Below are 21181 nucleotides of genomic sequence, written 5' to 3' on the forward strand. Positions count from 1 at the left end.
CCGCGCCTGGAGCGCCGGGCGCATGCGCAGCCTTGGAGAATTTCTGTATGCGTAAGCTCAAGTACCACGTTGCTTCCAGCGCCGACGGCTTCATCGCCCACGAGGACGACACCTACGGCGCCTTCCTGCAGGAGCGGCTCGTGAAGGACGGCGAGCACGTCACCGACTACATCGCGTCCTTCGCGACATACGGCGCCGTGCTGATGGGCCGCCGCACGTATGAACCTGCCCTGAAGGTGGGGGTGAAGGACCCTTACCCGATGATGGACACGTACGTCTTCACCCGGTCCATGAAGGAGAGCCCGCACCCGCACGTGCAGCTCGTGTCCGACGACGCGTTCGGCTTCATCCGCCGGCTCAAGGAGCAGCCGGGCAAGGACCTCTACCTCGCGGGCGGCGCGGACTTCGCGTCGAAGGTGCTCGACGCGGGGCTCGTCGACGAGGTGGTGCTCAAGCTGAATCCGCTGCTGCTCGGCTCGGGCATTCCGCTCGTCACGCGGCTGAAGGGCTTCAAGAGCCTGGAGCTGCTGTCCACCCGCGTCTACAAGAACGGCGTGCTGCTCTTGCGCTACGCCGTCCTGCCCGAGGGCGCGCCGGGGACGAACGTCGTGGCGCCGCCGGGGGCGCCCCAGGCGGAGTGAGGCCCTGAAATGAAAAGGGGAGGAGCGGGGTGTCCGCTCCTCCCTTCGTTCAGCTCAGGCAGAGGCCCGCGCTCCGTCTACTGGAGGAAGGCGCTCTTCACCGCGTCCAGCAGCGGATTGGCGCCGGTGCTGGGGTCGGTGCAGCCCTGGTTGATGGTCCAGATGATGGTGCCACCGAAGCCGTTGTCGCGGGTGTACGCGCCCTTGGCGGCGATGGCCTGCGGGCTGTCGTACGAAATCCAGCGCACGGTGCCGTCGTCCACACCCGAGTTGAAGGTCAGGTAGCTCGCGGCGGCGGTGGCATCCCAGCGGTACGTGCCGGACGCGGAGAGCTGCTGAATCTTCTTGTAGGTGTAGGAGTTGTCGCTGCCCACGTAGTCGGACCAGTTGGTGAAGGTCTGGTACGGGCCGGTGATGTTGCGCCAGGCCATGCCGTAGAAGGGGATGCCCATGCCGAGCTTCGCCTTGGGGATGCCCGCGGACACCCAGCCGTTGAGGCTGGCGGAGACGGACGTGGGGCGGTTGCTGGCGTGGCCGTACAGCGCGGAGGTGTACCAGGACTGCCAGCCGTCCCACGGGCCAATCATCTCGTAGGACATGACGTTGACCTGGTCCAGGTACGGCGCGAGCTGCGCGTACCAGGGGTCCACGTCCGAGGCGAAGTTGGTGTTGATCCACCCGATGGGGAAGGTGAGCAGCATGCCCGGACGCGCGGCGCGCAGCTCCTTGACGAGCGCGAGCAGGTTGGGCTTGTCCGCCGTCTCCACCGGCTCCCAGTCGATGTCGAGCCCGTCGTAGCCGAGGCTGTCCATGGCGGAGAGGAGGTTCTGCACGAACTTCGCGCGGTTGGTGCTGTTGGCGGCGCCCACCCAGTTGTCGTGCTCACCGGCGCCGCCCACCATGATGATGGCCTTGCGGCCGGCCGCGTGGGCCCGCGTCGCCAGCGTCTTCGCCATGGCGGGGCCGTTCGAGTTGTCGAACGCGGTGCTCAGCGTGCCGTCCGTGCGCGGCGTGGCGCGGCCGACGATGATGTGCGTCATCGCGCTGAAGTCCACCTTCTCCGGCGGGTACAGGTCCGCGTTCCAACCGGTGTAGTAGCCCGACACCCACTTGCCGGTGGCCGGCGTGGACGCGGTGACGGTGACGGTGGCCGTGGCCTTCTTCGTGGTGTCGGCCTGGCTGGTGGCGACGACGTGGTACGTGCCCGTCGTCTGCGGCGCGGTGTAGAGGCCGGCGCTGGTGACGGTGCCACCGGCGGAGCCCTCCTGGACGGACCAGGTGACGGCGGTGTTGGTGCTACCCGTCACGGAGGCGGTGAACGTCCGCGTGGCGCCCTTCAGCAGCGAAGCGCTGGTGGGCGTCACGGAGATGCTCACCGTGGGCACCGGAGAGCCCACGGTGGCGGAGACGGCCGCGGTGCGCGAGCCCTCGCCGCCGGAGCCCACCGCGGACACGGCGTACCAGTACGTGGCGCCGGAGGTAACGGCGCTGTCGCGGTACGCGGCGGTGGTGACGGGCGTCACCGTCAGCTTCGTGTACGTGCCCGTCTGGGACGTGGCGCGGTACACGTGGTAGCCCGTGGCGCCGCTGGAGGCGGTCCACGTCAAGGAGACGTACGACGAGGACGGCGTGGCCTTCAGCCCGGTGGGGGCGGAGGGCGTCGTCGCGGAGGTGCCCAGGCGGATGCTGTCGAAGGCCATCACCGGCAGCGAGCGGCCGGCGCCCTCCTGGATGACGAGGCCGTCCAGGGTGACGTTGGTGACGCCGAGCGCGGACAGCGGCAGGCGGCAGCGCGTCCAGGCAGAAGCCTTGATGACGCCGCCGTCACAGTAGCGATTCACGCCGATGGTGGGGCGCGCGGCGTTGCCGACGGTGGCATACGCGGTGAGGGCGGGGTTGCTCGTGGAGCCGCCGTGGACCTGGAGCTCCACGAACTCGAGCCCCGCGGTGGGGACGCCCGTGTGGTGGAAGTACAGGCCCGTCCACGCGCCGAAGGTCGCGGACACGGCGCGCGTGCCGGCGAAGATGGGAGAGGTGGCCGCGAGGTTGTGCGTGGCCCAGGACCAGTCCGTCCAGCCGGAGCCGAGCGCGTCCACGTAGATGCCGTTGGAGTCCACCGCGGTGGCGACAGCCTCGACGGGCGCGGATTCGGACGGCGTCGGGGCCTCGGGAGCAGTCACCTCGGGGGTGGTGAGCTCCGGCGTGCTGCCTTGAAAGTCGGACGCCGCTCCGCACGCCGCGGTGGCCTGAACGCCGACTGCCAACATGAACCACTTGAGCTGCTTTCTCATGGTGCTCCAGCAGCCAGGGATTGTGAGCCGACAAGAGCCCCCGCTTCTCCATACAGCAACCGACGGAAGGGGACCTCGTCTGCTCAACCGCCGCGTCGGAAATGACCGGCGTGCAAGGGGTGCCTGGCAAGTGGGGGCACAAACATCAAAACTCGCAGTCGCAGTTCAAGCCATCTTGTGAGTCATTTCGGCACTCGATGGGTACGTCAGGCTGGAGGACGGGTAGGAATGCAAGGCATTGCTTCTGGAGTGAACAATGTCTGGTGCAAGAGCGGGATATCAATCGCTTACACGGGCGAAATGTCTGCCTCGGGCCGCCGGTGCGCACGCACGCTTCCTCGCCGGACTCAAGCGGTTCAATTGTACACCGAGGTCAATATTTCCGGCGATGTGGCCGGAGGGACTACCGCCGCTGTGACAGGGTGTATCGAGCCTGCCTGCTCGCCTGTTCTACGCTGACGGGGCCTGCCCTGGAGGGCGGTGCATTCCTGCGCGGTAGAGGAGGGGACTTGAGACTCGACATCTTCTCGGAGATGCAACACCCGAAGGCGCATTGGACTGGCGACAACCACGAGCACCGGCTCATCCAGGAGACGCTGGAGCAGGCGAAGCTGGCGGATGAGATGGGCTATGGCGTGTGGTGGCAGGTGGAGCACCACACCGCGGTGGAGTTCAGCTACAGCTCGGCGCCGGAACTCATGCTCACGGCCATCGCCATGAGCACGAAGCGGATGCACGTGGGGCACTCGTCGGTGCTCGCGCCGGGGCGCTTCAACCACCCCATCCGCGTGGCGGAGCGCGGGGCGTTTCTCGACCACCTGAGTGGAGGGCGCTTCCAGCTCGGGTTCGCGCGCAGCACCATTCCCGAGTGGCGCGTCTTCAACATCGACCCGGACTCCACGCGCGGGCAGATGCAGCAGGCCTTCGAGATGGTGCCGAAGATGTGGACGCGGGAGAAGTTCTCCTGGGACAGCCCGGAGTACCGGCTGAAGGACATCAGCGTCATTCCCAAGCCGTACCGCAAGCCGCACCCGCCGCTGTGGCAGGCATGCTCCAGCCCGGCCTCGTTCGAGCAGGCGGGGCGCAACGGCGTGGGCGCGCTGGGCGTGACGCTGTGGGCGTCACCCGAGGAGGTGGCGGAGATGATTCACATCTACCGCGAGGCGCTGCGCACCCGCTGTGAGCCGGTGGGCGAGTTCGTGAACAACCAGGTGGCGTTCTTCACCTTCGTGCACTGCGCGGACTCGGAGCAGGAGGCGATGGAGAACGGCGCCGCGAGCGCGGCGGCCTGGTACACGAATGGCTCCTTCACCTTCTTCGAGGCGAAGGAGGCCTTCATCCGGACGGCGGCGGAGCTGGAGTCACTGGCGAAGGACCCGGCGGGCGGAGGCCTGACGGGGCAGCTCATGCGCAAGAAGGACCCGAACGCGCCGCAGTCGCGGGCGCAGCGGCTGCTCGGGCGCATCGTCGCGGGCGAGGACGTGCCGGAAGGGCAGGTCTGGGAGGTGCTCAGCGAGCAGGACTCGCTGATTGTCGGCACGAAGGACCAGGTGCGGAAGCGGCTGAAGCGCTACGAGGCGCTCGGCATCGACGCCCTCATGTCCTTCCACCAGGTGGGCGCCCTGCCGCACGACAAGGTGATGAAGAGCATCCGTCTCACCGGCGAGCTCATCCCCGAGTTCAAGACGCCGGCGGCGCCGTAGCCATTCCGCCGGTACTGAGGCGCTGGCGCGCGGCGTCCGGCCCCGCGTCAGTCGAACATCGCCGCCAGCGCCTCGCCGAGCGTCTCCACGCCCACCACGCGCATCTTCCCTGCGTTCTCCAGGCGCCGCGCGCTGCCCGCGGGCAGCACCACGCGCTGGAAGCCCATCTTCGCGGCCTCGGCCAGCCGGGGCTCCACCTGGCCCACCGCGCGCACCTCGCCCGCGAGGCCCACCTCGCCCAGCACCAGCGTCTGCGCGTCCAGCGGCCGGTTCTGCAGGCTGCTCACCAGCGCCGCGCAGACGGCCAAATCACACGCGGGCTCGTTGAGCTGCATGCCACCCGCGACGTTGACGAAGAGGTCGCAGCCCACCAGCGGAATCTCCTCCTTCTTCTCCAGCACCGCCGCCAGCAGCGCCACGCGGTTGCCGTCCACGCCGATGGCCGTGCGCCGCGCGGTGCCGTAGCCCGTGGGCGCCACCAGCGCCTGCACCTCCACCAGCAGCGGGCGCGTGCCATTCAGTGTGCTCGTCACCACGCTGCCGGACTTGCCCACCGGCCGCTCCGAGAGGAACAGCGCGGACGGGTCCGCCACCTCCACCAGCCCCGCGCCCTTCATCTCGAAGACGCCAATCTCGTTGGTGGAGCCGAAGCGGTTCTTGTGCGCGCGCAGAATCCGGAACGGGTGGCCGCGCTCGCCCTCGAAGTAGAGCACCGTGTCCACCATGTGCTCCAGCACGCGCGGGCCCGCGATGGAGCCCTCCTTCGTCACGTGGCCCACGATGAAGGTGGGCACCCCCGTGCGCTTCGCGTACGCCATCAGCCGGCCCGCCACTTCGCGCACCTGGGTGATGCTGCCCGGCGCGTTGCCCAGTTCCGGCAGGTACATGGTCTGGATGGAGTCCACCACCAGCGCCTGTGGCTTGAGTCCCTCGGCGGCGCCCAGCACGCGCTCCGCGTCCGTCTCCGCGAAGAGGTGGATGGCGTCTGCCTCCACGCGAAGCCGCTCCGCGCGCATCTTCGTCTGCCGCAGGCTCTCCTCGCCCGAGACGTAGAGCACCGGCCCGTGGCGGGCCAGCTTGTCCAATGCGGCCAGCAGCAGCGTGGACTTGCCGATGCCCGGGTCTCCGCCCAGCAGCACCACCGAGCCGCTCACCACGCCGCCGCCCAGCACGCGGTCGAACTCGGCGATGCCCGTGCGGCGGCGGACCTCCGTCTCACCGCTGACCTCCTTGAGGAGCATGGGCTTCGCCGCCCCGCCCGAGGCGCCCCACGCCGGGCGCTTCTCGTCCACCTTCGCTTCCGTCTCCTCCAGCAGCGAGCTCCATGCCCCGCAGTCCGGGCACTTCCCGAGCCACTTCGCCGTCTGATACCCGCACGCCTGACAGGTGTAATGCGTCTTCGCCTTCGCCATGGGTTGGGTGAATAGCGCGGAACCCTGACGTTTTTACGCCCCTTCAGGTCGGGCAGACAGGAGAGCAGGCAGGCACGGTGTCAACCCCCCGCGTGTCAAGTTGTCCGGGTGGGATGGGCAGACCACCTTGCTGCCCATGGGCGACGCAAGCCGCGCCGCCCCTCAAGCAAGGGAGGTTGTCGTGGGGATCATTGCTTTCCTGGTCATCGGCCTGCTGGCGGGCCTTATCGCCCGCGCCATCATGCCGGGCACCCAGTCCATGGGACTCATCGCCACCACGCTGCTGGGTGTCGCCGGCTCGTTCGTGGGCGGCTTCGTCGCCTCGCTGTTCAGCAGTGACGGCCGCATCTTCGACCTGCATCCGACGGGCCTGCTGTTCTCCGTCCTCGGCGCCCTCCTCGTGTTGTTCCTGGTGGGCATGGCCGGCAGCAGGCGCCGCGTCCGCGTCTAGCGCGGGCCCCGGTTGACTGAAGACGGCAGGGCCGGTGTCCCGGAGACGTCCCGTGGGCACCGGCCCGTGGTGTTTCTTCCGCGTGGCACCGGGTTCAGCTCAGGCCGACCTGGCGGTTCACGAACGCGTCCGAGCGCGTCGAGTTGAAGTCCGTGGCCAGGTCCGGGTGGGCGATGCTGTCGCCGAAGAGGCTGTTGAAGGGGATGGCGTCCTTGGGCTCCTGCGCCTTCTCGTGCAGCTGTTCCTTCACCCAGTCCTTCACCTTGTCGACGGTGAGGTCCTTCACGGAGCCCACGCCGGGCAGCTCCAGGTCCGGGAGGTACTTCGTCGCGGTGAAGAGGAAGTCCACCGTGTTGTCGATGGCCTCGTTCTTCTTCTTGAGGTCATCCAGCGCATGCTGGAACCCGCCCTCGAGCGAGCCCACCAGGCTGCCCATGAGCCGCGCCTCGCGCTTCACGTCGTTGGGGAGCTGGCCGCTCGGGGTGTTGGCATACCTGTTCAGGTCGTCCCGCATGGCGCCCAGCGTGGCCGAGACGCTGTTGCGCAGCGCCGCCTGCGAGGGGAACTCCGGCTTGGAGAACATGGCGCGCCCGAAGAAGGTGGACATCGCCTTCTGGCCGTCCGTGGTCAGCGCCCCGTTCGCCGTCTGGAGGCTCTTGTGGACGGCGTCGCGGTTGCCCATGTAGAGCCGGGAGATGCCGTCCGTCAGCGACGTGTAGCGCGAGTCCCCCGGAGGCGACTTGCCCAGCGCGGAGACGGCGGCGTCGAAGACCTTGCCCTTGAAGGCGTCGTACTGCGCGCCACTCAGCCCGCCAATCTGGCCCACCACCCTGGCGAGCCCGTCCATCGCGTTCAGGTTGCGGGTCGTGTAGGCCGCGTTGACGGGCGGCTGCTCCAGGCCCTTGTTGATGATGCCGAGGAACTTCTCCTGTCCGAGCCGGTCCACGTACTCCTTGACCCGCTTGGGGTCCGAGGCCAGCACGTCGCCGAACTTCTGCGCGTCGATGAAGGAGCTGCCCGCCGTCTTGACGGCCTCGTCCAGGAAGGCGCGGCGCATGCTCTCGTTGGCCTGAGGCTGCTTGAGGATGGGCACCAGCGTGTTGACGCTGCCTGGCTTCGCCGCGTCCAGGGCGAGCTGCTTCGCGGCGGTGGGGGACAGGAACTTCGTGCCGGTGGCGAGCGCCGTCAACGCCGCCTGGTGGTCCGCGTCCGTCCCGAAGCGCACCTGGTTGTCATTGCCCACCAGGGCGGAGGCGTTCTTGAAGAGCTCCGTGGCCTTGTCGTCCGGGAGGTCGGCGTAGAGCTCCTTCAGGAAGGAGGGGTCGTTCTGGTGCTTGCGGAGCGTGTCGATGAAGTCCTGGCTCTGGTTGTTCTTTCCCTCGGGGCCCCCGTAGTTGTCCGGGTTCTTCAGCCGCGCCGCGGCCTCCTTGCCCGAGCTGGCCTCCGAGGCCGGCCCCTCGGGGTCCACCGCCGCCGCGGGGCGGGCCGCCGCGGTGGCCACCTGGAAGGTGTCCTGCGTGCTGAAGCCCCGCGCCCGGTGCTTCTTCTCCGGGCGGGACTCCTCCGTCAGGGACTCGTCCTTCGGCTCCTCGCGGGTGGATGAGGTGGAGTGGGTGGTCGTCCGGCTGATTCCGCTGATGCTCATGGTGCGCTCCAGTGCGGAGTGGCTCCGCTTTGGATGACCGACACACCGGCGCGGAATTTGTCGCACCCTTCCCCGCATTCGGGGGCGCGTCCTCCCGGGGTGGGAAGTCGTCAACCTGTTTGCTCGACGGCGTTGACAAGTTGCCCCAGGCCGAGCACGGTCCCCCTCCTCATGTCTGCCGAGGAGCCCATGTCCGACGCATCCGCCGAGTCCTTCCACGGTCATTCCCACACGGCCGCGCCGCCGCCTCCGGGCGTCGAGGTGCGCCATGACTGGTCGCTCGCCGAGGTCCGCGCCATCTACGCCATGCCCCTGCTGGACCTGGTCCACCGGGCGCAGACGGTCCACCGGGCCGTGTTCCAGGACAACAAGGTGCAGTTGTGCTCGCTCCTGTCCATCAAGACGGGCGGCTGCTCCGAGGACTGCGCGTACTGCCCGCAGGCGGCCCGCTACAAGACGGGCGTGAAGGCGGAGAAGCTGATGGCGGTGCCGGAGGTGCTGGCGGCCGCGAAGACGGCGCGCCAGGCCGGGGCCACGCGCTTCTGCATGGGCGCCGCGTGGCGCGAGGTGAAGGACGGCCCGCAGTTCGACAGCGTGCTGGAGATGGTGCGCGGCGTGCGCGCCATGGGCATGGAGGCGTGCGCCACGCTGGGCATGCTCACCGACAGCCAGGCGAAGCGCCTCAAGGAGGCGGGGCTGTCCGCGTACAACCACAACCTGGACACCTCGCCCGAGCACTACGGCGACATCATCTCCACGCGCACGTATGACGACCGGCTGCGGACGCTCGACCGCGTGCGCGAAGCCGGCATCTCCGTGTGCTGCGGCGGCATCATCGGCATGGGCGAGTCGGTGGATGACCGGTGCAACCTGCTGCGCACGCTGGCCAACCAGGAGCACCACCCGGAGTCGGTGCCCGTCAACGCGCTGGTGGCCGTGGAGGGCACGCCGCTGGCCGAGCAGCCGCGCGTGGAGACCGTGGACATGGTGCGGACGATTGCGACGGCGCGCATCCTGATGCCGCAGTCCATGGTGCGCCTGTCCGCGGGCCGGCAGCAGATGAACGAGGAGGCGCAGCTGTTGTGCATGATGGCGGGCGCCAACTCGCTGTTCTTCGGCGAGAAGCTGCTCACCACCGGCAACCCCGAGTACGGCCAGGACATGGCCCTGCTCGAGAAGGCCGGCATCCGCCCGCTGGAGCCCCGGCAGGACCGGTAGGGCCACGCGCGTGAGCGGCACGACATCGACGGCCCGGCGCGAGGCCGGGGAGGGCAGGGCGCCGGACGCGGTGGCGCGCATGCCCCCGGAAGCAGTGGACGCCGAGGCGCCGGGCTCGGATGCGCGAGCGGAGAGCGTCGCGGAAGCAACGGGCGTGGCGGCCTCCTGGGCCCGGGAGGACCTCGCGGCCCTCTCCGCGCGCGGCCTGCGCCGCCACCTCGAGCCGCTCGACTCGCCCCAGGGCCCGGTGGTCCGCGTGGGCGGTGAGACGCTCGTCAACTTCTCGTCCAACGACTACCTCGGGCTGGCCGCCTCGCCGTCGGTGCGCGCGGCCGCCGCCGCCGCGCTGGAGCGGTACGGCATGGGCACCGGCGCCAGCCGGCTCGTGGTGGGCGACACGTCCGCGCACCACCGGCTGGAGGCCCGCCTCGCCGCCTTCGAGCGCGCCGAGGCCGTGCTCCTCTTCAACAGCGGCTACGCCGCCAACACCGGCATCCTCCCCGCGCTCGTGGGGCCCGGCGACGCCGTCTTCTCCGACGCGCTCAACCACGCCTCCATCGTGGATGGCTGCCGCCTGTCGCGCGCCCGCGTCGTCGTCTACCCGCACGCGGACGTGGAGGCGCTGGCGCGCGCGCTCGCCGAGACGCCCGCGCGCCGCAAGCTGGTGGTGACGGACACCGTCTTCTCCATGGACGGCGACGTGGCCCCGCTGCGCGAAATCGTCGAGGCGTGTGAGCCGCATGGCGCGGCATTGATGGTGGACGAGGCCCACGCCACCGGCATCCTGGGCGCTCGCGGCGCGGGCCTCTGCGAGGAGCTGGGCCTGGAGTCGCGCGTGGAGTTGCGCATGGGCACGCTCAGCAAGGCGCTGGGCGGCATGGGCGCGTACGTGGCCACCTCGCGCGCGGTGGCGGATCTGCTGGTGTCTCGCGCTCGGCCCTTCGTCTTCTCCACCGCGCTGCCCGCCGCGCTCTGTGCCGCCGCCGAGGCCGCGGTGGACGCCGTGGAGGGAGACCCGGCCCTGCGCGAGCGGCTGTGGCGCAACATCCGCCGCTTCGCGGACGGCCTGCGCGCCCTGGGCCTCAAGGCCGAGGCCCGCAGCGCAGTGTTCCCCGTCATCCTCGGCGAGCCTGAGCGGGCCCTCGACGCCGCGCGCCGCCTGCGCGAGGCCGGCGTGCTGGTGAAGGCCATCCGCCCGCCCACCGTGCCCGAGGGCACGAGCCGCCTGCGCTTCTGCCTCTCCGCCGCCCACACCGTGGGCCATGTCGACCTGGCGCTGGACGCCTTGCGCCGGGTGGGGGTGCACCACCGTGGCCACCAGCCGTAAGCCCTTTCAAGTCTTCGTCACCGGTACGGACACCGGTGTTGGCAAGACGCAGGCCTCCTGCGCGCTGCTGTCGCTGCTCGCCGACGCCGGCCTCCAGCCCCAGGGCTTCAAGCCCTACGAGAGCGGCTGCGCCTCCCTGCGCGCGCCCGCGGACACGCTGGCCATGCGCGAGGCCGCGCGCAGCACGCTGCCCGTGGACGCGCTCTGTCCCCATCGCTTCCGTGCACCGCTCGCCCCGGGTGTGGCCGCGCGACGCCTGGGCCGCGAGCCGGACTGGGACGTCACCCTGGCCGCCTGGGAGACGCTGCGCCACGGCAACGCGGTGGTGGAGGGCGCCGGCGGCCTCTTCGTGCCCCTCGACTCGAAGCACGACGTCATCGACCTCATCGCCACCCTGCGCCTGCCCGTGCTGCTGGTGGCGCGCGCGGGCCTGGGCACGCTCAACCACACGGCCTTGTCGCTCCATGCACTTGCCTCGCGCCGCATTCCGGTGAAGGCCGTGCTGCTGTCGCGCGGTACGCCCGCGAAGGACCCATCCGAGCGCGACAACCGTCAACTTCTCGAGCAGCGCCACGGCGTGCCGGTGCTGGGCCCGGTGCCGTACCTTCCTGACGCGCGCAGACGGCACGCCGCCTTCCGCCAGGCCCTGCGCGCGCTGGTGCCCTGAGCGCGCGGAGGCCGGAAAATCGGCCTCCGGCGCGTTTCCGCTACAGGTCCGGTGCTACAGGTCACGCAAGTTTTTCGGCCCTTCGGCCGTGAAATGGACGTGCCGTTTTTTCCGCGCGAGAACGCGTTGCGAATGGCGGACATCATCGACCTCACGTTCCACGCGGACGTCCGGCGCTTCTTCACCAAGCTCATCGACCAGAGGGGGCTCAGCTACTTCCTCCAGAAGGAGGGGCCTCGGCTGTTCCACATCGAGCCCTCGAAGGTCGAGCTCGTCATCCGGACGGCGCTGCGCACCCGGGACCCGGAGCTGCCCAGGCCTCACGAGAAGGCCATCGAGCACTGCCGCAAGGAAGTGCGCCGGGAGCTCATCCGCCGCGTGGCCAGCGCCATGTTGCAGACGGGCCTGTGAGCGGCTTCTCCGCCCGCTCCGACTTCCTTCGCACCCCGAACCCGCTGGCCGAGGCGCTCGCCCGGCACCGCGCCCGCGGGCTCCCCCTGTTGGACCTCACCGAGTCCAACCCCACGCGAGTGGGGCTGCCCGCCCCCGCGGAAGCCCTGGTCGCCCCGCCCGGCGCCTGTGGCTACGCGCCGGAAGCCCTGGGCCTCCCCTCCGCGCGCCACGCCCTGGCGGCGCACCTGACGGCCCGAGGCGCGGCCGTCTCCCCCGAGCACCTCGTGCTGACGGCCAGCACCAGCGAGGCCTACGGCTGGCTCTTCAAGCTGCTGTGCGAGCCCGGGGACAACGTCCTCGTCCCCGCGCCCAGCTACCCCCTCTTCGAGCACCTCGCGCGCCTGGAGGGCGTGGAGGTGAAGCCCTACCGTCTGCCCCGCGCGCACGGCTTCGGCCTGGACGTGGACGAGGTGGAGGCCGCGCGCGACGCCCGCACCCGCGCGGTGCTCGTCGTCAATCCCGGCAACCCCACCGGCCACTACCTGCACGAGGGCGAATTGGCGGCGCTGGCGGACGCGTGCGCGCGCCATGGGCTGGCGCTGGTGTCCGACGAAGTCTTCAGCGACTTCGCCTGGGACGCCGAGCCCGCGCGCGTGGCCACCGTGGCCGGGCGCGCGCTGCCCGCACTGACCTTCGCCCTGTCCGGCCTCTCGAAGGTGGCTGGCCTGCCCGGCCTCAAGCTGGGGTGGATGCACGTGGGCGGGCCACGAGCACTCCGAGACGAGGCGCTGGCCCGGCTGGAGTGGCTGGCGGACACGTACCTGCCGGTGGGCACGCCCGTGCAGCTCGCGCTGCCGGAGTTGCTGACGCGGCACGTGCCCCGCTTCCAGGACGCGGTGCTGGAGCGCGTGAAGGGCAACCGGCGGCGGCTCATCCAGTCCCGCCCGGCGGGCGCCACATGGGACGTGGTGCCCGCGCACGGCGGCTGGAGCTCGGTGCTGAGGATTCCCCAGGAGCCGGGGGAGGAGGCCACCTGCCTCGCCCTGCTGGACGCGGGCGTGCTGGTGCAACCGGGTTTCTTCTACGACTTCGGCGGCGGCGCCTTCCTCGTGCTGTCGCTGCTGCCCCAGCCCGAGGTGTTCGCCGCCGCCGTGGACGTGCTGGCGCGGGTGCTCAGTCCGCCGTCGGGTTGATGAGCTGCACGAAGTGGAAGGTGCCGTTCCTCACCTGCCACAGCTCGTACTCGGACGGGGCCTCGCCGGCGTCGTTGTTGAAGTTCAGGTCGCCGCTGGCGCCCGTCACGTCGATGGTGGCGCCGGTGCGCATGGCGTCCCGGGCACGGGTGAAGTCGCTGAAGCCCAGGTCGAACTGCGGCGCGGAGGAACCCGGGGCCGGCGTCACATGCGTCAGGCCCTCGGCGATGCGGGCACCGGTAATCGGCTGCGGCTTGCTGGCGTCCGGGCCCGCCGCCCAGGCCGTGCCCAGCGCGACGAGGTACATGGCGTCGTACGCGTGCGCGGTGAAGGAGAACTGGCCCGGGTCCTTGTTGTAGGTGGCCTGGAAGCTGTTGCGGAACAGCAGGTACTCGTCGCTGTTCGGACGGGCCTGGGCCGGGGCGGTGCCGTAGGCGCCCTCCACCAGGCCCTTGTTGGCGCCCAGGCTGGTGAACAGGGTCGAGTCCTTGCCGGCATCCGTGAAGAACCACTTCTGCGTGGTGCGGCCCTGGGCGGCGAGCTGGTTGATGATTTTCGCGTTGTCCTCGGTGAAGCCCATCAGCACCGCGAAGTCGGGCTGCTGGGAGCTGATGGCCGTCACCGCGGCCGTCACGTCCGCATTGCGGCTGTACTTCGCAGTGCTCACCGTCAGGCCTGGCTTCGTCAGCCGCTTGAGCACGGTGCCGGACAGGCCCTGGCCATACAGGTCATCCACGTAGGTCAGCATCACCTTGCTCGTGTCGCGGAAGGTCGTCGTGTCGCCCGTCACGGCCTGGGTGCCCTGGAGCACGTCGCCGATGATGCGGCCCTGCAGCGTGTCCGAGGGCGCCGTGCGCCACACCAGGCGGGCGTTGGCGCCCTGCGGCCTGTCCGTCAGCGTGGCGATTTCCGTGCTCGTCGCGGTGTGCGTCATCAGCAGCGCCCCCGCGGCGATGGTGGCGGTGGAGGCGGAAAGCGTCTGCGAGCTGCCGGAGGTGAAGACCGCCGGCACCGCCTTCTCCTTCACCAGCCACTCGGCCTGCTCGCGGGCCCGCGCGGGGTCCGAGCCGGTGTCGCAGATGTAGAGGACGAAGTGCCGGCCGTTGATGCCCTCGCGCTGGTTGACCTCCTGCATGGCCAGCTTGATGGAGTTGAGCGCCTGCTCCTCCGACTCGTCCTTGCCCTCGGACGTGGTCAGGGGCAGCGCCGCGCCCAGCGCGATGGCGTTGGGCTCGGAGGTGGGGCCGAACACGTCCCCGCAGCCCACGGGCTGGGGTAGGCAGAAGCCCTCGGTGCACACCTGCGCGGTGTCGCAGTCCGAGCTCGTCTCGCATTCGGTGAGGCCACCGGCGGTGGTGAAGCTGCAGCCCGACAGCAGCAGGGCGCCGCACGTCAAAAGTCCCAGCGCGCGCATCAGAAGCTGACCTCCATTCCGGCCCCGGCGCCACGCGGCGCCAGCGTCACCCGCACCTCGCCCTCCACGGGCGGACCTTCCTTCGGGTAGAGGATGATGGCGGTAATCGCCCCGGCCAGGCCCACGCCGAAGCCGATGTCCGCGAGCAGCGCCTTGCTCTTCGTGTTGTCCGAGTAGGTCTCCTTGTCCTTCACGTTGGTGGCCGCGTCGAACTTCTCGCGCGCGTCTCGCGCCTGCATGCCCATGAGGATGCCCGCGCCCACGCCGGCCACCGCCACGCCGCCCACCGTGAAGGCGATGATGCGGTCCCGCTTGTAGGCCTTCAGCGCGCGCTCGTACTCGGCCTGCTGGCGGCGCTGGTTCTCCTCCTCGGCGCGCCGGGCCACGAGCTGCTCTTCCTCCGCGCGCTTGCGCGCGGTCTCCGCTTCCGCCTGGAGCCGCTCACGCTCGGCGCTCGCGTTGGCCTGTGCGTCGTCCTCCTTCTTGATGAGGACCTGGAGCCGGTCGACGCCGCGCGCGCTGCGCTTGAGCAGCGTGGGGTCCGTGCCCTCCGAGTTGCTGACGTACTGCTGGTACCAGGAGAGCGCCTCGCGCAGCTCGCCCGCGTTCTCCAGGGCGACGGCGATGTTGTAGATGAGCTTCGGGTTGGGGGCGATTTCATGCGCCTTCTTCAGCGCCTCCGCCGCCTCCCGGTACTTCCGCTCTCCGTACAGCCGCTCACCTTCGCGGATGAGGACCGCCGGATTCTTCCCGCCGCCACGCTGGGCGAGCGCCCCCGGCGGCGCCAACGCGAGCGCCGCCGACAACACAAAGGCCAATCTCATGGTGCCCGGAAGCCTAGCCCGGAGCCGCCCGCACGGCGAGGAGGTGCCTTTACTTCCCGTGAAAAGACTCCGGGGCCGCCCCACGCCCGGCATGAGCAGGCGGGAGGCGGCCCCGGAAGGGCTTCAAAGCGCTACAGGGAGGCTCAGGTCTCCAGGCGCGAGATGAGCAGCTTGCGCTGGAGCATCAGGGCCTCGGGGGCCTTGGTGCCGAGCTGCTCGAAGAAGACCTCCTGGCTCTTCAGCTCGGCCTTCCACTCGTCCTCCTTGATGGAGGTGGCCTCGGCGACGGCCTCGGGGGAGATGTCCAGGCCCTTGAGGTTGAGGCCCTCGTCGGAGCGCGGCACCCAGCCCAGCAGCGTCTCCTTCGTGGGGACGCGGCCGTGGACGCGGTTCACGATCCACTCGAGGACGCGCATGTTGTCCCCGAAGCCCGGCCAGACGAACTTGCCGTTCTTGTCCTGCCGGAACCAGTTGACCTGGAAGATCTTCGGCAGCTGGGGGATGGCCTTCTGCATGTCCAGCCAGTGCTGGAGGTAGTCGCCCATGTGGTAGCCGCAGAAGGGCAGCATGGCCATGGGGTCGCGGCGCACGACGCCGACCTTGCCGGTGGCGGCGGCCGTCGTCTCGCTGCCCATGGTGGCGCCGAGGAACACGCCGTGGGTCCAGTTGAAGGCCTGGATGACCAGCGGGACGGTGTTGGAGCGGCGGCCGCCGAAGATGAGGGCGGAGATGGGAACGCCCATCGGGTCGTTGGCCTTGGAGCTCAGCGCCGGGTTGTTCGCCATGGGCGCGGTGAAGCGGCTGTTCGGGTGCGCCGCCTTCTCCGCGCTGCCCTTCTTCCAGGGGCGGCCCTGCCAGTCGGTGAGCTCGTCCGGCACCTCGCCGTCCTTGCCCTCCCACCACACGTCACCATCCGGCGTCATCGCCACGTTGGTGAAGAGGGTGTCCTTGGAGATGGTCTCCATGGCGTTGGGGTTGGTCTTGTAGTTGGTGCCGGGCACCACGCCGAAGTAGCCGGCCTCCGGGTTGATGGCGTACAGGCGGCCATCCGGACCGGGGCGCATCCAGGCGATGTCGTCGCCGACCGTCTCAATCTTCCAGCCCTTGTACTCGGCCGGAGGAATCATCATCGCGAAGTTCGTCTTGCCGCACGCGGACGGGAAGGCGGCGGCGACGTAGGTCGTCTCACCCTTGGGGCTGGTGACGCCGAGGATGAGCATGTGCTCGGCGAGCCAACCCTCCTCGCGGCCCAGGTAGCTGCCGATGCGCAGCGCGAGGCATTTCTTCCCGAGCAGCACGTTGCCGCCATATCCCGAGCCGAAGCTCCAGATGGTGTTGTCCTGGGGGAAGTGGCAGATGTAGCGGCGGTCCGGATTCACGTCGCCGGTGCTGTGCAGGCCGCGGTTGAAGTCGTCGCTGTCACCCAGCATGTCCAGCGCCTGCTTGCCCATGCGGGCCATGATCCGCATGTTCAGCACGACGTAGACGCTGTCGGTGAGCTCCACGCCAATCTTGGTGAAGGGGCTGCCGATGGGACCCATGGCATAGGGCACCACGTACATGGTGCGGCCCTTCATGGCGCCGTCGAAGTGCTGGCCCAGCTTGGTGTAGGCCTCGTCCGGGTCCATCCAGTTGTTGGTGGGGCCGGCGTCCGTCTTGTTGGGCGTACAGATGAACGTGAGGTGCTCGACGCGCGCCACGTCATTGGGGTTCGAACGATGCAGGTAGCAGCCCGGCCGCTTCTGCTGGTTGAGCGGGATGAGGATGCCCTCCTTCACCGCCTGGTCGGTCAGGCGCTTCTTCTCCTCCTCGGAGCCATCGCACCAGACGATGTTGTCCGGCTGGGTCATCTGGGCCATCTTGGCCACCCAGGCCAGAAGCGTGGGGTTCTTCGTGGGGGCCTTGTCACCCACAGCCGCCGCTTGCGTCGAAGCCATCGAAGTTTCCTCGTGTCGTCTCGAAATAGGGATTCCCGCGTACGTCCCAAGGGGGCCGGAACCTACCAACGGGAGAGACGACAAAGCTTCTGGATGGGCGCCGGGAATGCAACTGCCGTCCGGCAGTAAACCGGCCGGCCAGACAGCGTCTCCTAATTCCACTTATCAGCGCCCGGTCATCCAGTAGTTGACGACACGGTGCGCCAGGGGCACCGCGTATGACGTGAGAGCACGGATTGCGTGCGCTCGGGCAGGCGGTGACGTCTGGGGGACGTCATGCAGCGGTTACTGGGCGACGTCGTCGAGCACCGCGGAGAGGCTGGTGGCGTTCAGGGACCTGTCGAACCAGCGGTCCAGCGTGGCCATGTTCGTGCACGTGAGGATGCGCTGCCGGGCTGCTTCGTCCACCGGCACGCCCCGCGCGGCGAGGATGCGCAGGATGTCCTCGGCGCGTCCGCGGGTCAGTCCCTGTGCCAGGCCCTCCTCCCGGCCCTTGGCCAGCCCCTGCTGAAGTCCCCGCTCGAGCCCCTGCTGGAGTCCCCGCTCGATGAGTTCCTCGCCGTAGCCCCGCATCAGTTCCTCCGTTCGCTGCTCACCCAGCACCGAATTTAACACCCGCCCGGTTGCTTCGCGCGCGGCCTCGTTTCCCACCAACAGGAGGTAGCGGATGAGCACCACGAGTTCTTCGGTGCCTTCGGGACCTGCCTGCACCTGCGCGAAGAGCGCCACCCACTCCAGCAGTTTCCGCGCCAGTACCTTGCTGCGCCCATACCGCAATGCGAGCCACGCCAGCCGGACCAGGGGTGGACCGGGTCGCGACTTCAGCGCCTCCTCACGCTCCGCCGTGAGGTCATCGAGCAGGTACTCGAATCGCGGCACCAGCGCTCGCCACCGTGCCCGTCCCTGCTCGGGCAGCGCGAAGAGCTCCTCCACCCGGCGTGGCGCCGTCCAGGCTCCCTCGGGCCCGTGGTACATGACGAGCGGGAGGATGGGCGGGAGCACGGTGCTGTCAGGGTGTTCCTGGCGCCAGCGCTCCAGTTGGCGCACCACGTAGCGCAGCATGCGCAGCGCCATCCACCGGTCCACCGTGGACTGGTGCTCCAGCAGCACGTACAGCAGCAGCGGTTCCCCGGTGCGCAGGCGCGCCGTGAAGAGCAGATCGCTCTCGGTTTCTCGCAGTTCCGGGTCCACGACAGTGCCGGGCTCTCTGCGCAGAGACGTCCAGTCCACCGCCGAGACGACCTGCTCGGGCAGTACGGCGCGCAGCTCGGCCGCGGCCCGCTCGGGATGGCCGAAGGTGTAGCGGACGAAGAGGTCGTGCGGGCCAGGCATGGAGGCCCGGCCCAAAGCACGCGGCGGGCCAGACGGAGGCTTATCCTCGAGCGGCGCTGTTCGAGCGTGCCTCGCGGCGGACCATCACGGCGCACCGTGCCCGGGCGTCTGGCCGCCGCCTTGCCCTCCAAGCAGGGTGCTCCGGAGTAGCGGCCGGGCATCCAATAGTTGACGGCCCGGTGCTCCAAGGGGCTCACCCCGTGGGGATGCAGGGCACAGGTTGGTGGCGGGACCCATGACCATCGCCATCGTCCTCGGCATCGTCGTCGTCGCGCTGGTGCTGTTCTCCATCGACTCCATCCCCATCGAGGTCAGCTCGCTCGTGGTGGTGTGTCTGCTGGCGCTGACCCGTGTGCTCACTCCGACGCAGGCCTTCGAGGGATTCAGCAACGACACCGTCATCTTCATCTTCACCCTGCTCGCCATGACGCAGGGGCTTGCCTCCACGGGCGTGGTGCAGCTCATCGGCCAGCGACTGGCCTTCTTCGCCCGCTTCGGCCACCAGACCTTCGTCATGGCGATGATGGTCGCCGTCGCGGCCTTCTCGTCCATCATCTCCAACACCGTGACGACGGCGGCCTTCCTGCCCGTGGCCATCGGAGCCGCGCACCGTGCGAAGGTGCCCAAGAGCAAGGTGCTCCTTCCGCTGGCCTACGCGTCGATGCTGGGCGGCATGATTTTCCTCTACGGCACGTCCACCAACCTCGTGGTGTCCGCGGCGCTGCAGCGCATGGGGATGCCCGCCATCGGCGTGGCGGAGCTGGCGCCGGTGGGTTTCCCGCTCGCCGTCATCGGCATCCTCGTGGTGGTGCTGCTGGCGCCGCTGCTCCTGCCCGCGCGCGAGGGACAGGGCGGCATGGAGGACTGGACGCTGCGCGACTACCTCACCGAGGCCGTGCTGCCACCGGACTCGCGCTACATCGGCAAGGAGCTGGCGGACATCACGGAAGGGCTGGGCCTGCGCGTCATCGGCATCCTCCGCGACGGGCAGACGCTCCCGGCGGTGCCGACGCACCGGCTTCAAGGCGACGAGCGCCTCATCGTCGAGGGCAACCGTGAGGACATCCTCCGCGTGAAGGACCTGCGCGGCATCGAAATCCGCCCGGACGTGAAGCTCTCGGACTCCGAGCTGAGTGACAAGGACAGCATCCTCATCGAAGCCAGCGTGCCCCAGGGCAGTACGCTGGTGGGGCGCAGCCTGAAGGAGACGCTGTTCCTGGAGCGCTACGGCCTCGTCGCGCTGGCGCTACACCGTGCACCCGCGATTCAACGCGTCACCAAGTTGCAACTGCTGGGACGCATCTTCGGCGAGCGCTCGATGTCGACGCTGCCGCTGTCGGTGGGCGACGTGCTGCTCCTGCGCGGGCCGAAGGAGAAGGTGTCGGAGCTGGCGGGTAGTACCAACCTCGTGGTGCTGGGCGGGCACGAGTACCAACCCCCGCGTCACGGCAAGGCGCTGCTGGCGGTGGTGCTCTTCCTCGGCGCGCTGGCGGCGGGGACGCTGGAGGTGGTGCCGCTGGCGGTGGCCGGGCTCACTGGCATGCTGGCGATGATTGCCACCGGTTGCGTGGACGCGCGCATTGCCTTCCGCGTGGACTGGCGGGTGGTGCTGCTCATCGGCTCCATGATGGCGCTGGGCCTGGCCATGGAGGAGAGCGGCGCGGGGAAGTTCATCGGCGACGCGGTGGCGAAGCTGGGCGCGTATGGCGGCCCGCGCATGGTGATGGCGTTGCTGATGGTGCTGACCATCATCCTGTCCGCGCCCATGAGCAACCAGGCCGCGGCGCTGGTGGTGCTGCCGGTGGCCCTCAATGCGGCGCAGCAGCTCGGCGTGGACCCGCGGCCCTTCGCCATGGGCGTGACGCTGGCGGCGAGCTGCTCGTTCATCACCCCGCTGGAGCCGAGCTGCGTGCTCGTCTACGGCCCCGGGCACTATCGCTTCACGGACTTCTTCCGCCTGGGCACGCCGCTCACCGCGCTGCTCGTGGCCGCGCTCGTGGTGGCCGTGCCCTGGGTATGGCCCTTCCAGCAGGCCGCGCACGAGGCGCCCGCGGGCGGGACGCCGGTGAGTGTCGTGGCTCCCGTGAGTCCGGGGCCCTGACGCTTCAGTGGATGGCCGCGCGCAGGCCCACGTCCGCGATGACCTGCGCCTCGCGCTCCAGCATCCACTCCAGGCGCTCGCGCACGAGGGCCTCGTTGCCCTGGGCGGCGGTGACGGCGAGCCGGAAGAAGAGGGACTGGTGCCCGTCCTCGGACTGGGCCAGCTCTCCGTAGAAGCGCGCGAGCGCCGGGTCGGTGAGCCCTTCGGCGAGCAGGGACAGGCGCTCGCACGAGCGGGCCTCGATGACGGCGGCCACCAGCAGCCGGTCCACGCGGCGCTCGTTGAATGGCGTGCGCACCAGCTTCTGCAGGCCCTGCGCGTACGGGTCCCCGGAGTCCTTCGTCAGCGTGAGTCCACGCGCGTCCATCAACTCCAGCACCTTGGCCAGGTGCGCGCTCTCCTCGCGCGCCAGCCGCGCCATCTGCGCCGGCAGGCCCGGCAGGTCCGGGTACACCTGGAGCAGCGACAGCGCGTTGGCGGCGGCCTTCTTCTCGCAGTGGGCGTGGTCCACCAGCACCTCGTCGAAGCGCTCGAGCGCCAGCGGCAGCCAGCGCGAGTCCGTGGCGGCGTGGAGGATGACGGGACCCTCTCCGGAGAGGGGACGGCGGGAAGGCGTGGGACGGCTCATGGAC

General features: G+C 69.7%; 17 protein-coding genes. 9 read left to right on the forward strand and 8 right to left on the reverse strand.

Going from position 1 to position 21181, the window contains the following annotated elements; all coding sequences use genetic code 11:
* Positions 1 to 47 precede the first annotated feature (47 nt).
* Entirely contained in the window at positions 48 to 641 is a 594-nt protein-coding gene (locus tag ACVTJA_RS09040) for a dihydrofolate reductase family protein (RefSeq protein ID WP_465835576.1), read from the forward strand.
* Positions 642 to 718: 77 nt separating this feature from the next.
* Here ACVTJA_RS09040 and ACVTJA_RS09045 read toward each other — a convergent pair whose 3' ends face one another.
* The gene (locus ACVTJA_RS09045; protein WP_465835577.1) at positions 719 to 2932 is read right to left on the reverse strand and encodes a glycosyl hydrolase family 18 protein; all 2214 of its coding nucleotides are present in this window, start codon (positions 2930 to 2932) and stop codon (positions 719 to 721) included.
* 509 nt (positions 2933 to 3441) lie between these two features.
* Here ACVTJA_RS09045 and ACVTJA_RS09050 point away from each other — a divergent pair.
* Positions 3442 to 4635 carry an LLM class flavin-dependent oxidoreductase gene (locus ACVTJA_RS09050; RefSeq protein WP_465835579.1) on the forward strand — a complete coding sequence of 398 codons (1194 nt, stop codon included), beginning with the start codon at positions 3442 to 3444 and terminating at the stop codon, positions 4633 to 4635.
* A gap of 47 nt (positions 4636 to 4682) precedes the next feature.
* On the opposite strand, the gene radA is transcribed toward ACVTJA_RS09050, so the two are convergent.
* Complete coding sequence (gene radA / locus ACVTJA_RS09055; protein WP_465835580.1) at positions 4683 to 6047, reverse strand: DNA repair protein RadA; 1365 nt, start codon at positions 6045 to 6047, stop codon at positions 4683 to 4685.
* A 181-nt stretch (positions 6048 to 6228) separates the two neighbouring features.
* Between radA and ACVTJA_RS09060 the strand changes: the two genes are divergently transcribed.
* Positions 6229 to 6498, forward strand: coding sequence for a GlsB/YeaQ/YmgE family stress response membrane protein (locus ACVTJA_RS09060; RefSeq protein ID WP_465835582.1), 270 nt, complete (start codon positions 6229 to 6231; stop codon positions 6496 to 6498).
* 94 nt (positions 6499 to 6592) lie between these two features.
* On the opposite strand, the gene ACVTJA_RS09065 is transcribed toward ACVTJA_RS09060, so the two are convergent.
* Positions 6593 to 8143: a hypothetical protein gene (locus tag ACVTJA_RS09065; protein ID WP_465835584.1), complete on the reverse strand. Its 1551-nt coding sequence runs from the start codon at positions 8141 to 8143 to the stop codon at positions 6593 to 6595.
* Between the two features lie 189 nt (positions 8144 to 8332).
* On the opposite strand from ACVTJA_RS09065, the gene bioB reads away from it, so the two are divergent.
* The 5 genes from bioB (at position 8333) to ACVTJA_RS09090 (ending at position 12941) form a co-directional block, all read left to right on the forward strand.
* Positions 8333 to 9361, forward strand: a complete 1029-nt coding sequence (gene bioB, locus ACVTJA_RS09070; protein WP_465835585.1) for a biotin synthase BioB — start codon at positions 8333 to 8335, stop codon at positions 9359 to 9361.
* Positions 9362 to 9371: 10 nt separating this feature from the next.
* Entirely contained in the window at positions 9372 to 10688 is a 1317-nt protein-coding gene (gene bioF, locus ACVTJA_RS09075) for an 8-amino-7-oxononanoate synthase (RefSeq protein ID WP_465835586.1), read from the forward strand.
* Positions 10672 to 11355 carry a dethiobiotin synthase gene (gene bioD / locus ACVTJA_RS09080; RefSeq protein ID WP_465835588.1) on the forward strand — a complete coding sequence of 228 codons (684 nt, stop codon included), beginning with the start codon at positions 10672 to 10674 and terminating at the stop codon, positions 11353 to 11355. Before bioF ends, bioD begins: the two co-directional genes overlap by 17 nt.
* A 132-nt stretch (positions 11356 to 11487) precedes the next feature.
* Entirely contained in the window at positions 11488 to 11766 is a 279-nt protein-coding gene (locus ACVTJA_RS09085; RefSeq protein WP_465835589.1) for a hypothetical protein, read from the forward strand.
* On the forward strand, positions 11763 to 12941 hold the full coding sequence (locus ACVTJA_RS09090) for a pyridoxal phosphate-dependent aminotransferase (protein ID WP_465835591.1): 1179 nt from the start codon (positions 11763 to 11765) through the stop codon (positions 12939 to 12941). Before ACVTJA_RS09085 ends, ACVTJA_RS09090 begins: the two co-directional genes overlap by 4 nt.
* Here ACVTJA_RS09090 and ACVTJA_RS09095 read toward each other — a convergent pair.
* The 4 genes from ACVTJA_RS09095 to ACVTJA_RS09110 all read right to left on the reverse strand — a co-directional run bounded on the left by ACVTJA_RS09095 (position 12922) and on the right by ACVTJA_RS09110 (position 18448).
* On the reverse strand, positions 12922 to 14355 hold the full coding sequence (locus tag ACVTJA_RS09095) for an ABC transporter substrate-binding protein (RefSeq protein WP_465835593.1): 1434 nt from the start codon (positions 14353 to 14355) through the stop codon (positions 12922 to 12924). The genes ACVTJA_RS09090 and ACVTJA_RS09095 overlap by 20 nt on opposite strands.
* On the reverse strand, positions 14355 to 15179 hold the full coding sequence (locus tag ACVTJA_RS09100) for a hypothetical protein (RefSeq protein WP_465835595.1): 825 nt from the start codon (positions 15177 to 15179) through the stop codon (positions 14355 to 14357). The genes ACVTJA_RS09095 and ACVTJA_RS09100 overlap by 1 nt, the downstream gene beginning before the upstream one ends.
* Positions 15180 to 15322: 143 nt before the next feature.
* On the reverse strand, positions 15323 to 17116 hold the full coding sequence (locus tag ACVTJA_RS09105; RefSeq protein ID WP_465835597.1) for a phosphoenolpyruvate carboxykinase (GTP): 1794 nt from the start codon (positions 17114 to 17116) through the stop codon (positions 15323 to 15325).
* 285 nt (positions 17117 to 17401) lie between these two features.
* Complete coding sequence (locus ACVTJA_RS09110; RefSeq protein ID WP_465835599.1) at positions 17402 to 18448, reverse strand: Rpn family recombination-promoting nuclease/putative transposase; 1047 nt, start codon at positions 18446 to 18448, stop codon at positions 17402 to 17404.
* Positions 18449 to 18683: 235 nt separating this feature from the next.
* On the opposite strand from ACVTJA_RS09110, the gene ACVTJA_RS09115 reads away from it, so the two are divergent.
* The gene (locus tag ACVTJA_RS09115) at positions 18684 to 20549 is read left to right on the forward strand and encodes an SLC13 family permease (RefSeq protein ID WP_465835601.1); all 1866 of its coding nucleotides are present in this window, start codon (positions 18684 to 18686) and stop codon (positions 20547 to 20549) included.
* A gap of 4 nt (positions 20550 to 20553) precedes the next feature.
* Here ACVTJA_RS09115 and ACVTJA_RS09120 read toward each other — a convergent pair whose 3' ends face one another.
* The gene (locus ACVTJA_RS09120) at positions 20554 to 21177 is read right to left on the reverse strand and encodes a MiaE family protein (RefSeq protein WP_465835603.1); all 624 of its coding nucleotides are present in this window, start codon (positions 21175 to 21177) and stop codon (positions 20554 to 20556) included.
* Positions 21178 to 21181: the final 4 nt, after the last annotated feature.

This window comes from Pyxidicoccus sp. M6 (assembly GCF_055568925.1).